At 42.8% G+C, this 14,141-nt stretch carries 9 protein-coding genes; 5 read left to right on the top strand and 4 right to left on the bottom strand.

What is annotated here, in order from left to right; genetic code table 11:
• The first annotated feature begins 41 nt into the window (after window positions 1–41).
• The 5 genes from FKG96_RS11630 to nagA are packed head-to-tail and all read left to right on the top strand — an operon-like array spanning window position 42 to window position 8,676.
• Entirely contained in the window at window positions 42–3,155 is a 3,114-nt protein-coding gene (locus FKG96_RS11630; RefSeq protein WP_130857596.1) for a TonB-dependent receptor, read from the top strand.
• Window positions 3,156–3,190: 35 nt separating this feature from the next.
• On the top strand, window positions 3,191–4,705 hold the full coding sequence (locus FKG96_RS11635; RefSeq protein WP_165447041.1) for a RagB/SusD family nutrient uptake outer membrane protein: 1,515 nt from the start codon (window positions 3,191–3,193) through the stop codon (window positions 4,703–4,705).
• A gap of 26 nt (window positions 4,706–4,731) precedes the next feature.
• A complete protein-coding gene (locus tag FKG96_RS11640; protein ID WP_130857594.1) occupies window positions 4,732–6,090 on the top strand; it encodes a Gfo/Idh/MocA family protein in 1,359 nt (452 codons plus the stop codon).
• Window positions 6,091–6,146: 56 nt separating this feature from the next.
• Window positions 6,147–7,454: a sugar MFS transporter gene (locus FKG96_RS11645; protein WP_013666113.1), complete on the top strand. Its 1,308-nt coding sequence runs from the start codon at window positions 6,147–6,149 to the stop codon at window positions 7,452–7,454.
• Between the two features lie 31 nt (window positions 7,455–7,485).
• A complete protein-coding gene (gene nagA / locus FKG96_RS11650) occupies window positions 7,486–8,676 on the top strand; it encodes an N-acetylglucosamine-6-phosphate deacetylase (RefSeq protein WP_130857593.1) in 1,191 nt (396 codons plus the stop codon).
• A gap of 25 nt (window positions 8,677–8,701) precedes the next feature.
• Here nagA and FKG96_RS11655 read toward each other — a convergent pair whose 3' ends face one another.
• From FKG96_RS11655 to FKG96_RS11670, 4 genes are read right to left on the bottom strand one after another with little or no spacing between them, the layout of a single operon-like run.
• Window positions 8,702–10,417: a GMC oxidoreductase gene (locus FKG96_RS11655; RefSeq protein ID WP_246860273.1), complete on the bottom strand. Its 1,716-nt coding sequence runs from the start codon at window positions 10,415–10,417 to the stop codon at window positions 8,702–8,704.
• A 1-nt stretch (window position 10,418) separates the two neighbouring features.
• Entirely contained in the window at window positions 10,419–11,921 is a 1,503-nt protein-coding gene (locus FKG96_RS11660; RefSeq protein WP_130857592.1) for a PQQ-dependent sugar dehydrogenase, read from the bottom strand.
• A 16-nt stretch (window positions 11,922–11,937) separates the two neighbouring features.
• The gene (locus FKG96_RS11665; protein WP_130857591.1) at window positions 11,938–12,711 is read right to left on the bottom strand and encodes an SGNH/GDSL hydrolase family protein; all 774 of its coding nucleotides are present in this window, start codon (window positions 12,709–12,711) and stop codon (window positions 11,938–11,940) included.
• A gap of 26 nt (window positions 12,712–12,737) precedes the next feature.
• Window positions 12,738–14,117: a Gfo/Idh/MocA family protein gene (locus FKG96_RS11670; RefSeq protein WP_130857590.1), complete on the bottom strand. Its 1,380-nt coding sequence runs from the start codon at window positions 14,115–14,117 to the stop codon at window positions 12,738–12,740.
• Between the last annotated feature and the right edge of the window lie 24 nt (window positions 14,118–14,141).

Consider the following 14,141-nt stretch of genomic DNA (forward strand, 5'->3'; position numbering starts at 1 on the left):
TATATGTAAACCACAAACTCAGAAACTTAACCTTAAAACTTATGAGAAGAAAAAATTACGCTCTCTTTCTTAGCGTAGTATGGATGTTACTTCTTGGAGAAGAAGTAATGGCACGTACTCAGCAAACCAACAGGTTGAATAGGCAAGATTTTATTGATGTAGTCGGTAACGTAACCGCTTCCGATGGATCTCCGCTACCCGGGGTCAGTGTCAAGGTTAAAGGTGGGGTGGCAGGTACTTCAACCGATTTAGACGGCAAATTCCAACTCAGGCGTTTGACAGGGAAGGAGACACTCCTATTTACTTTTGTAGGATATAAGCCACAAGAAGTTAGTTTGCTGGGACGGCGATCTTTACAAGTTCGTTTGGAAGAGGACTTTACCAGCTTAGAGGAGATCGTAGTGATTGGTTATGGTACGCAATCGCGGAAAGAACTTACCGGTTCCGTATCTTCTGTTAAGGCTACTGAATTGCAGAAAGTGGCATCTGCTTCTTTTACAGGCGCTATCCAAGGCAAAGTCCCCGGGGTTACGATTAGTCAAACAACGGGTGCCCCGGGTGGTGCAACTTCCGTCCGCATTCGTGGTGTTGGTACGACTGGTGGGAATGAACCTTTATACGTAATTGATGGATTCCCAGTTGGCGGTGGCGGTATGACCGTCGGTGGAAGTACCGATCGAGTTGATGGAATGTCAATCGTAAATCCAAACGATATCGAATCGATTGAGATTTTAAAAGACGCGGCGGCTGCTTCTATATATGGCGCTAGAGCGGCAAATGGAGTAATATTAATTACGACCAAAAGAGGAAAGGAAGGGGTAACGACAGCTGAACTAAATGCATATGGTGGTTTGCAGCAACTGTGGAAGAAGCCACGGTTTTTAAATGCGGAAGAATTTGCCACCTTGGCTAACGAATTATATAGTAACTCGAATATGACCCCTAATCCCGAATGGGCTAATCCTGCTTCGTTCGGTAAGGGAACCGATTGGATTGAAGAGGTGTTCCGCACTGCTCCTTTACAGAACTACGATGTGAATGTAAGTGGCGGATCTCAAAAAGTGCAGGCGGCTCTTTCTTTAGGCTATCGGGATCAACAAGGGACTTTAATCGAAACATGGAGTAAGCGATATACGGGTAGAGCCAATGTGGATGTCAATGTGAGCAATAAACTAAAATTTGGAGGAACCTTGGCTTTTGCTTATACCCATAGTAAAGGGCAGCGCAATGAAGATTTTCGGCTGGGTATCTTTAACCTTGCACAACAATTTTACCCCACACTGGGTTTAAGAGACGTCGTTAACGGTTCTTCAGCCTATTATTCTACCCAAGGTGACAACCCCATTCTCCGCGCAGAGTCGATGGAAAACTTTCTGAAAAATATGCGGATGTATGGAAATGCCTATGGAGAATATGAAATCGTCAATGGCCTGAAATGGCGGACGAGCATTGGCATTGACGCCAATAATAATAGAAGCACCACTTGGGAACCTAAAGTTGAAAGAGGTCATTATCGCAACTTACAAGCTATTTTGGGAGAGACGTATACGCAGGGATTGAATTGGTTGATAGAAAATACCTTGTCATTTAATAAGGCCTTTAATGAGCATAATATTTCAGCGGTTATTGGTCAAACGGCACAAAAAAACACGAACGATTGGATCGGTGTAACGGCTAGAGATTTCCAGAACGAGAATCTTCAGATTATCAATGGTAGTGCCGAATTAGAACGCAGAGCCAATGGCACGGGATCCGTATATTCCTTGGCCTCTTACCTGGGCCGCATTAATTATACTTACCGAAATAAATATCTCTTCTCGGCAAGTATTCGCCGGGATGGCTCTTCTAATTTTGGTCCGAATCATAAATGGGGAAACTTTCCTTCTTTCTCGGCAGGATGGAATATTTCGGAAGAAACGTTCTTTAAGCAGATCAAAGCGATCAACTCATTGAAATTAAGGGCCAGTTGGGGACAGTTAGGAAACGACGCTATTGGCGCCTTTAGCTATGCGAGTACAATCGGATTGGGAAGAGTGGGCGATAATTATGTGCTAGGTCCGGATCAAGGCTTAGCGATTGGCGCAAGTATGATCCGCCCGGGAAATCAAAACCTAAAATGGGAAACGAGTGAGCAGATTAATATCGGACTTGATGCCTCCTTTTTAAATGATCACGCGTATCTGACCGCAGAGTATTATATTAAAGATACGAAGGATATGTTGGTAAGTTTACCGGTGTCGATGGAGGCAGGTTTTGAGAGCGCACCATCCGTAAATGGTGGAAAGGTTAGGAATAAGGGATTGGAATTACTACTGGGATATAATGGTAACAGCGGCGAATTTAAATACGATGTGAGCTTCAATTTGGCAACACTGAAAAATGAAGTATTATCATTGGGGACGGGTCGTCCTATCACTGGACCAACAGTCGGTTTTACGAGTATGAGCTCATCATACACCGAAGTTGGCGAGCCTATCGGATATTTTAGAGGATATATAGTAGATGGAATCTATCAACAGGATGAGGAAGTGAATAAAGCACTGCAGCCGAATGCACAGGCAGGCGATTTTAGATTTAGAGATGTAAATGGGGATGGTGTATTGTCTGATGCGGATCGTGTCAAGCTTGGAAGTCCTTGGCCGTCGTTAACATATGGTGCAAATATGGATTTTTCTTATAAAGGATTCGATTTGAATATTTTGTTACAGGGAGTTGCAGGGAATGAGATTTTTCATGTAAACAAATTTTCGACCTACCCGATTAAATACTTTGGAGGGAGTGGTGTCATTAATGCATCGGCGGAGGTTCTAAATCGATGGACACCCGAGAATGGCGGTAATACGGTTCCAAGATTGACTTATACCGATGCCAACGGAAATTATGCCAATGTTTCTTCTTTTTACATTGAAAAAGGAGATTTTCTTCGCCTACGCAATGTGACCTTGGGTTACAGCTTGCCTAGCGGTTTATTCGCCGATGAGGGTTTGATCAAACGGATTCGCGTTTATGTGAGCGCTCAAAACCTACTAACCTTTACACAATATTCCGGCTTCGACCCGGAAATCGGTAGTACGAGTCCATTGGCTTCGGGTGTTGACGACGGGGTATATCCTATACCAAGAACGTATATGTTAGGACTAAGAGTCGGACTTTAATGAATGACATGGAGTTACATACTAAAAATAAAAAAATGAAAACAACCTATATACTCGGTTTTTTAACCTTTTTCATTTTGATGTCTTGTGGCGATAAATTTCTATCCCTATCACCAAAAGATACATTAACAGAGGAAAACTTTTACCTTAACGAATCGGATGCACAGGCCGGTTTAAATGGCGCATATGGTATGTTACAGCGAGAGGAAACCTTTAGCAATGTAAGAGATGCAGCGGATGTTGAATGGGCAATTGCAGGTGATATGTACGAGATGGATGGAAGTGCTAACCGAATCGAACTACACACCTTGGCTTTTCCCGCAACCAATACAATTCTAAGAGATATGTATATGGGAGCTTACCTTGGTGTAAGTAGAGCAAATATAGTAATTAATAAGGTTAGCGCTATGGAAAATATCGCTGAAGAGTCCAAACAACTTATCTTGGGGCAAGCAAAGTTTTTACGAGCTTTATTTTATTATCGGCTGGTTACTTATTGGGGAGGTGTACCGCTAATTACTGAAATCCTAGATGCTTCTTCTAATTTGGAAGTATCTCGTGCAAGTGCCGAAGAGGTTTGGGCATTAATTGAATCGGATCTTTTGGCGGCAAAGACCGCTTTGCCGAAGACCTGGACAGGTAATAATGTTGGAAAAGCAACAACAGGATCGGCCCTGGCTTTGCTTATTAAAGCCGCTTTGTGGCAAGAAAAGTATGAAGATGTGGTTGGCTATGGGGAAGAGCTGATACAGTTAGGTGTTCACGGCTTGGTACCCAAGTTTAGAGATGTATTCAGCGAGGAAAACGAAAATAATGAAGAGATCCTATTTTCTACGCAGTTCAGACCTTCGCAAGATAGTGAAGGGAACAATTTAGTGAAGAGAACAGCACCCCGCGGTGCGCCTTCTGAATTTACCGGAGGAGCTGCCTGGAGCAATTTTGTACCACAGCAACACTGGGTAAATACATTTGAAAAGGATGATCAAGGCAAGATAAAAGATAAACGGTATTGGGACGTAATTATCGGTCCGGGAGAACCTCATCAAAATATGCCTGCTTTTGTGATGCCAAATGAAGTGCCGACAGGTTGGTCGAAAACGGGATATATTGTAACGAAGTATTGGGAAAAACCTACTATCAACAATTCGGGGATTAACGCACCGATCATGCGTTTTTCGGAAGCTTTATTGAATTATGCCGAGGCTCTCAACGAAATTGGAAGAACGTCGGATGCCATAGTACAAATTAATAAAGTCCGCGAACGAGCCGGGTTGGACCAGCTTTCGGCTGGTCTAGGAAAGGAAGAAACCCTAGATGCAATCTTTAAAGAAAGACGGGTGGAATTTATATGGGAACCGACGGGTGGATTTTCAGATCTCAATCGAAGAGGTCGTTTCATCGACTTTATAAGGAAGGAAAGACCGAATATTAACGACTTAAATGTTGATCAGAAACCTTGGTTACATACCCGACCCATTGTATTCCCGATTCCAAGAGAAGCATGGGATCGCAATAAAGCATTAGAACAAAACCCAAATTATACATTTTGAGTTAATCAATAACGGAGAGCGAAATTATGATGAATCAATTCAACAAATCCCGCCGATCTTTCCTGAAGTCGGCCGCAATCGGAACCTCGGCTATTACCTTTGGCGGCATCTTGCCAGGCTTTTCTGCGAAGAGTTATGCGAATATCGTAGGTGCAAATGAGAAGGTCCATGTCGCGATGATGGGGGTAAATGCAAGAGGGCTGGCATTAGCAAACAATTTTTCTAGTCAACCAAATTGTGAAGTAGTTTACATCTGCGATGTTGATCGAAGGGCAGCGGCTAAGTGTATCAGTCAAGTAGCTAAAAACCAATCCCGAGAGCCGAAAAGTCAAGGAGATTTCCGAAAGGTTTTAGATCGGAAAGAGGTAGATGCGATGGTCATTGCAACACCCGATCATTGGCATGCGCCTGCTGCTATTTTAGCTTCTAAAGCAGGAAAACATGTGTATTTGGAAAAGCCATGTAGCCATAATCCATACGAGGGTGAATTATTGGTGAAAGTTGCGGAAAAGTATAAAAATGTGGTTCAGATGGGGAATCAACGCCGATCGTGGCCAAATGTAGCTGCGGGAATTTCAGACTTACATAACGGCATTATCGGAAAACCTTATTTTGCAAAAACTTGGTATACCAATAATCGACCCTCGATTGGTATCGGTAAGAAAGTTGCCGTACCCGAATGGCTGAATTTTGATCTTTGGCAGGGCCCGGCACCTCGGAAAGAATATAAGGACAATATATTGCACTATAATTGGCATTGGTTTTGGCACTGGGGTACCGGAGAAGCACTAAATAATGGTACGCATATGGTTGATTTGGCGCGTTGGGGACTGAAAGTTGATTATCCAACCAAAGTGACTTCCGCTGGAGGAAGATATCGTTATCAAGACGATTGGGAAACGCCTGACACGCAAGTGATAGCCTTGGAATTTGGCGAACAAGGTACCATTACATGGGAGGGAAGGAGCTGTAATGGACGCACCATAGAAGGAGCAAGCGTGGGTGTCATTTTTTATGGTGAAAATGGTGCTTTACAAATCAATGGTGATAATGGTTATGCCGTTTATGATCTTCAGAATAAGTTAGTAAAGGAAGTAAAAAACAGCAAGGAAATCGATACGAGAAATCTTACAAATCCTTCGCAGGCTCTCGATGCACTGCACATTCAGAATTTTTTTGATGCAATAAAGAAGGGAACGGATTTAAATGCAGATATAGTAAGTGGACACAAAAGTACCCTGCTGGTGCAACTGGGAAATATCGCGCAGCGTGCAGGTGGCCTGTTAAAAACGGACCCTACCAATGGGCATATTTTAGCGAATGAAGAAGCGCTTCAATTCTGGAAACGAAGCTATGAAGCAGGCTGGGAGCCTACGCTGGATTAAATATTTAAGGACCGGCAGATATATTGCCTATTGCAGAAAGATTATAAAGACAAACAATGAAAACAGTAACTGTAAGTACGTTGACCAAGAAAGATACCACGATTTCCATTCTGATTATTGGTTTAATGTTTTTTATATTTGGTTTCGTTTCCTGGGTAAATGCGATCCTTATTCCTTATTTTAAGATTGCCTGCGAGCTTACGCATTTTCAATCATATTTAGTAGCCTTCGCGTTTTACATCGCCTATTTTGTCATGTCGGTACCCGCTTCCTATTTATTGAAAGCCCTGGGTTTCAAAAAAGGCATGATGGTCGGCTTTTTTGCGATGGCTTTGGGAGCGCTGATATTTGTGCCTGCAGCCCTCAGTAGAACCTATGGCATCTTCTTGTTAGGCTTATTTACGATCGGTATCGGCCTGGCCATTTTGCAAACGGCAGCGAATCCTTACATCACGATCTTGGGGCCAAAAGAACGGGCCGCTCAACGCATCAGTATCATGGGGATTTGTAACAAAGGCGCCGGAATATTAGCGCCGATTTTATTTGCTGCCGTTATTTTGAAACCAACAGATCAGGCCTTATTTGAACAGTTAACACATATGGGAGTTGCCGAACGAGCGCAAGAGCTGGATGAGCTGATACGAAGGGTTATTGCCCCGTACACGGTTCTTGGAATAACGCTTGTTTTAATTGGTTTGGGCGTGCGGTACTCGCCACTTCCTGAAATCAATACGGAAGAAGAGGATGAGCAGGTAGCAGCGGCGAATAGTGATAAACATAGCATTTTTCAATTTCCGCATCTAATTTTGGGCGCTGTGGCTATATTTATCCATGTCGGCACGCAGGTAATTGCAATAGATACGATCATTAATTATGCAGGCTCTATGGATATTCCCTTGTTGGAGGCGAAAGTTTTCCCATCTTATACCTTATTTGTCACCATCTGTGGTTATTGCTTAGGCATTATCTGTATTCCCCGGTGGATCAGCCAGGTGAATGCATTACGCATTTGCACCCTTCTTGGAGCTGCCTTAACACTCTTAATAATTTTTGCTCGGGGAAATGTGTCTATATTAGGCCATCATACCGACATATCGATATGGTTTGTCGTGCTATTAGGCTTCGGCAATTCCTTGATATGGGCCGGGATATGGCCATTGGCACTCGATGGATTAGGGCGATTCACTAAATTAGGCGGTTCTTTATTGATTATGGGCCTCTGTGGTAACGCTATTTTGCCCTTAGCTTACGGTTATTTTGCCGATGCTTTTAATCTTCGAATGGCTTATTGGGTCTTATTTCCTTGTTATTTATATCTTATTTATTACGCAGCATATGGACATAAAATTAGAAAGTGGTTTTAACTTAAAGGCCGGTGTATCGGCATAATTTTATATGACAGAAAAAACAATAAAAATTTATAGTGCAAAATTGATTAGCCCGCAACGAGTGATAGACCAAGCGATTGTGCTTATTAAAAATGGGAAAATTGCGGATATATTGGAGGAAGATATAGAAATACCGAATGCGATTCATATAGATGCAAAAGGCAAATATCTTTCGCCAGGGTTTATCGACTTGCATATTCATGGTGGTGGTGGTGCAGATTTTATGGACGGTGAAGTAGAAGCCTTTCTCAAAGTAGCAGAAACGCACGTGAAATTTGGTACGACGGCGATGGTTGCGACAAGCTTGACAAGTGATAAGGCAAATCTCCTGAATACATTGAAGGTTTATGAAGAAGCACATCTCAAAAATAAACGTGGTGCGGCATTTTTAGGTTTACATATTGAAGGCCCTTATTTTTCGATGAATCAGCGGGGAGCCCAAGATCCGCGGTACATTCGAGATCCTGATCCCGATGAGTATCGCGAAATTGTGCAATCATCTAATGCGATCGTCCGCTGGAGTGCCGCACCTGAAAGAAAAGGAGCCATCGAATTCGGCCGTTATCTTCGGCAACATAATATTATTCCATCGGTTGCCCATACAGATGCGATTTATGAAGAGGTAGTGGAAGCCTTTGAAAATGGATACACCTTGGCGACCCATCTATACTCTGCAATGTCAAGTGTGACACGGAAGAATGCCTTTCGCTATGCAGGTGTAATAGAAGCTGCCTTTCTGATTGATGAAATGGATGTCGAGATCATCGCCGACGGTGTACATCTTCCCGCACCTTTGTTGAAATTAGTTTACAAGATTAAGGGTCCCGACAGGATTGCTTTGATCACGGATGCAATGCGTGGAGCTGCTATGCCTCCCGGCCCTAGTATTTTAGGTAGTAAAGAAAATGGTTTAGCGGTTATTGTTGAAGATGATGTGGCTAAGTTGCCGGATAGAAGTTCATTCGCAGGTAGCGTCGCAACTGCTGATCGTTTACTCCGAACCATGGTGAACGTAGCGGAGGTACCTTTAGTGGAAGCGGTAAAAATGTTAAGCTATACACCTGCACGCATTATGAATGTGTTGGATCGAAAGGGGTCGATCAGCGTAGGGAAAGATGCAGACCTGGTAATTTTTGATGCCGATTTTAATATTCATTATACCCTTGTTAACGGCGTGGTTCTTTACGAAAGAACCTAATCTATCTTGTTTAACAAAAAGGCGATCAAAGATTGCCTTTTTGCCATTCTTCAACAGCATAATTAGCGGCACGTGCGGTAAGCGCCATATAAGTCAATGATGGATTTTGATTGCCTGTGGAAGTCATACAGGCACCGTCCGTAACGAATACGTTTTTGCAATGATGTAATTGATTCCATTTATTTAACAAGGATGTGTCCGGGTCGTTCCCCATGCGTACACCTCCCATTTCATGCACTTCAAGTCCCGGATTGCGATTACCAACCTCTTTTTGGTCTGCTGTCTTTATATTTTTACAGCCAGCTTTTTCTAACATAGCAGCACCCTCTCGCAGAAAGTCGCGCATCAACTTTTCATCATTTTCTGTATAATCAATGGAAGTGATTAACAATGGTACACCCCACTGATCTTTCGTTGTTGTACTTAATCGAATATGATTGTCGTAAATCGGCACCGTTTCTCCCTGCATCATCATAGATATCGTCCATTGGCCAGCTTCGGTGAGGCTATCTTTTAAGTGCTGACCAATCCCATTTGCCGACTTATTCCAACTTGATCGACTGGCATTGAAGGCAATCATATAGCCTCTTAAAAAATCAGTTTCCTGTTGGTAAACGTTTCTAAAAGAGGGCATAAAAACCTGTGTTGGCCTTCTACCATAATAATAACGGTCTTCAAAGCCCTCCATCGTCGCCGTTATTCTTCCTCGGTAGTTATGGAAGGCGATATACCTACCCATGAGACTATTAAGATTTCCTAAACCTTTCGGGAATTTACTTGATTTGGAATTCAATAAAATAAGATTGCTGTTCAAGGTAGATCCATTCACAAATATTATATGGGCATTATAGATCGTTTCCTTCTTCGTAATCGTATCAACGGTTCTTACGCCGGTAGCTCTTCCCAACTTTTCGTCGTAAATAATGGAATGGACAACGGTATTTGGCTGGATGGTCAAATTTCCCGTTTTCTCAGCCCAGGGAAGGGTAGAGGCATTGGAGCTGAAATAGGCACCGAATGGACACCCCCTTTGACAAAGTGATCGGGCCATACAGGTTGCTCTTCCCTGTCGTAGATGGATGTCTTCCGGTTTTGTAATATGGGCACATCGTCCTATAATTACGGGTCGATCCGGAAATTCTTGTTTAATTTTATCCTTAATATGCAGTTCCACTGCATTCATTTCGAAAGGCGGAAGGACCTCGCTGTCAGGCAAGTTCTCCAAGCCGTCTCTATTGCCCGAAACGCCAATAAATTTTTCGACATAACTGTACCAAGGCGCAAGGTCAGCGTACCGAATAGGCCAATCCGTTGCAAAACCATCCCGTTTGGGCGCCTCAAATTCGTAATCGCTCCAGCGCTGCGTTTGCCTTGCCCATAACAAAGATTTACCGCCCACCTGATAACCTCTAATCCAATCAAATGGCTTTTCTTGAATGTAAGGGTGGAGGTCGTCACGAATGTAAAAATGTTCGGTCGACTCATCAAAAGCATAATGTTTGCTGATAATCGGATTATCTTCAACCATTTGTCGCGTCTTGTTATTATGGTGCTTAAATTGCCACGGATCCAGCATAGCCGTTGGATAATCCTTTACGTGTTTAACCATCCGCCCCCTTTCTATTACCAATGTCTTTAGTCCTTTTTCACAAAGTTCCTTGGCTGCCCAGCCTCCGCTTATACCGGAGCCTATTACGATGGCATCGAATGTGTATTCTCCTGTATCCATACGTGTATCCATGTTAATGGTTCACTCTCTCCTTTTTAATATCGTCTTTGCTTATTTGCTTTCCTTTAGACGCAAACTTCTTTCGTACATAACTTAATACAATCGCTAAATCCTTGTCATTAAGAAAGGAAAAGCTCGGCATTTCATTTTTTCCGTGTAATATCAAGCGAATGAATTCGGCTGTTTCTCCTTCAACTACTTTGTTATGCAGAAGCGAAGGGTAGGTCCCCGTAAGACCACGACCATTGGGTTTATGGCATGAGGCGCAGTAATTCGTATAGAGTATTTCTCCCTCACTTCGCATCTCTTTAGTATTACTTGCGATTTTTGCTTTTAATACAAGGTTGGCAGTTGATATGCTTTTGTCTACTTTCTTGATTTGTAAAATGCGATCATCATTTTCTTCTGCAAATCCATTGGGATTCCAATCACGATTACTGGTGGCCATATACACTGTTCCGTCAGGGGACGCGTATACGGCGCGGATGCGACCGAAGGTGCGTTCAAAAAAATGATAAACCGTATCGGCCTTCGTCCCTTCTTTGTTTAACGGAAGCGCATATAGGCTATTACCCTTTAGGGTTGCCAATAGCAATGTATTTTTCCATTCGGGAATTTCAGCTGATGCGTAATAAGCTAAACCTGCGGGTGCGATGGTCGGTGTCCAAGCATGTAAGGGCGGTGCTAATATAGAATCCTGGGCAAATAATCGTTCTTCTTGGCTGTCGACGTATCCGGCTATTTTAGGCCAGCCATAGTTGCCACCCCTTTGGATAATATTGACCTCATCGTCTGTGGCATCACCATGGTCGGAATTATATAAGATCCCCTTGGGACTAAAAACAAGTCCCTGTGGGTTTCGTAAACCCCAAGCCCATACTGCGTTGTTTGGAAACGGGTTATCTGAAGGAATGCTTCCATCTATATTAAAGCGCAGTATCTTCCCATTTGGAGAGGCTAAATTTTGCGCATTCTCATTTTGTGCGCCGTCGCCCGTGGCTATGATCAATTTACCGTCCGGAGCTATAGCTACTCGGGCCCCAAAATGGCCTTTCCATGCCGGATATTCCAATATCGTTAAGGGGTGAACCAATGTATCTGTTTCATAGGTGTAGCGAACCACCCTTGAAACATGAACTTGATCACTTTTACGCGCAGAATAGGCAATAAAAACATAAGGAGTTTCGGACATATTTGGATGTGTTACCATTCCCAATAATCCAGCGGTCCGTTCACGGTAAAGGTTCGGTAGCGTAAGAAGTGTTTTGATATGACCTGATTTAGCATCTATCTTGTTAACTTTTCCTGATTGCTCTGTAAACCAAATTTCATCGTCGGGTCCGCTGGTAATTTCCCACGGTACATCTAAGTGACTCGCTACAATATTTACACTTACATAGGTTGAATCCAGCAGGAAAATAGGTGCTTCTTCCTCTTGTTTATCTGTATGCTTACAGGTAAAAAAAAGAAATATACCGTAAATAATGAGTAGCCACGCAATGCATTTTTTTTTCATCTTATCTGTTCATAATTTAAATTTCGATAGCTTTTTGCCAGGAATGCGCAATTAGCCAGGCACCTGCTACCGTCGGATGAACACCATCCCATGACCAATGATTATCAGGAGCAATCTTACGCGCCTCATTAAATATCGCTTGATAGGGTATAAAAGCAGCCTTAAATTGTTGTGCTAATTCTTTGACAATTGATTGGTAGCTGGCAAACTCAGGATGCAGTGCCTCATACGGACTTCCTTTGAAGCCAGGCTGATACCATGGCTCGCCGATAATTAACTTGACTTGCGGTAAGCGGGCTTTAGTTGCTTTCAAAAGTTGCTCATAGGATTGGCGGAAGTCGCGAGTGGTTCCTTGGTAGCCTTTGGTTTTTGTATGCCAGAAATCATTAACACCAACCAATATGCTTAATACGTTTGGTTTTAATTTTAGGCAGTCTTCTTCCCACCTTTCAGCTAACTGATACACCTTATTGCCACTTATACCGCGGTTGTAAAAGACCATTGGTTTATCAGGATGATCAAATTGAAGTTGAGAAGTAACCAAGAATGCATATCCCGAACCGAGTGCCAGGGGATTATTCATCGAATGATCATTTCTTTTTCTTCCGGCATCGGTAATCGAATCTCCCTGAAAAAGTATGATATCATCTCTTTGAAGCTGAATGCTGGAGGAATTATCGATTAATTGGTTAGCTTTGCATAAGGCATCGGCTATCGGCAGTGTCGTAAGTAAACTAAGTGATGCTTTCTTTAGGAATGAACGTCGGGAAGCTGTAATTTCTTTTTTCATGATCGCGATGGTTGATGAGTATAAACTTAAAGATGATAGGGTTTCCTATAAGCGTAGTGCAGGTATTTATTCGCTTCTTCGTGATTCGTGAAGACTTCCTTTTGCGGATCCCAGGTTAATTGTTGCTTCTTTTCCAATGCGATATTAGCCAAATGTGCAAATACCGTAGAGTAATGCCCTTCCTGTAGTGGACAACAAGGCTCCTTTCTTGTTTGTACACTATGTAGAAAATCGCTTACCATGTTTTCGGTAATATCTAATGAATACCCTTTCGGAAGATTTGCTTGTGTTAAGTCAAATGACTCATCTTCTAGGTAATGATCCCATTTCTGAAATTGTCCTTCGGTAGTATGGTAAATTCGATAACCCCGATCACTAACGTACATCGTTCCATTCGTACCTCTGAATTCCAGTTCGCCATAAGGAAAAGGTTTGCCACTTGATCCTTCGTAAATACCTAAGACAGCTAATGTGCCTTTTGATAACTCAAAGCAGATTTGCATGGTATCCGGAATGGTACGGTCGTCATCAACAACAAAATTACCTCCCATGGCTGAGACGGCGATGGGGGCGGTTTCCCCTAACATCCAACGCATCAAGTCTGCATAATGCACACCCCAATTGGCCATTTGACTCGAATAGTCGCTCCACCACCTAAATTTATAGGGTGCAATATTATATTGGTAGGGCCGATAGGCCCGGGGACCAAGCCATAAATCCCAGTCAAAATCGGATGGTGGGATTTCCGGTTTTTGCTTCCCGATGCCTCGGGGGAATAAATTATTAAAGGTGTAGGAACGTGTTAAGGTAATTTTTCCCAAGCGACCCGATTGCACAATCTCAGCCGCTTTTTGATGTACGATAGAGGCTCTCCGATGCAGACCAACACTGACAATACGATCGCTCTGCCTTTGGGCCTCCAGCATTTTCTGTCCTTCATAAACCGTCATACCTAAGGGCTTTTCAATATAAACATCTTTTCCTGCTTTGATCGCGTCGATGGTTTGCAGGGCATGCCAATGATCCGGTGTAGCAATACATACAGCATCCACATTTTTGTCTGCCAATAGATCCTTATAATTTTTATAGCGTTTCACCTGCATAGGGAATTGTTCGCCCATTTGCGGTATTCTTGCCCCATTCTCTTCTTTAAATCGCTGATTAACTCGACTATCATCTCGGGTTAAGTAGGGTTCATAAATATCGCACAGGGCTACAACTTCACAATTTGCTTGCTTCATAAAGCTACGCAGTAATTGTGTCCCTCTATTTCCAACGCCAATAAAGCCCATTTTTACTTTTTTGGTATTAGCCAGCGAGGGGATTGATAGATTCATCAACCCGGCTACGGTTGCTAAGGTAGCTGTGTCTTTTAGGAAAGATCTTCTGGATGTTTGCTTTTCCATATGTCAAGTTGTTATTTGAACGTT

The organism is Olivibacter sp. LS-1 (genome assembly GCF_008245145.1).
Classification (GTDB): Bacteria; Bacteroidota; Bacteroidia; order Sphingobacteriales; family Sphingobacteriaceae; genus Olivibacter; species Olivibacter oleidegradans.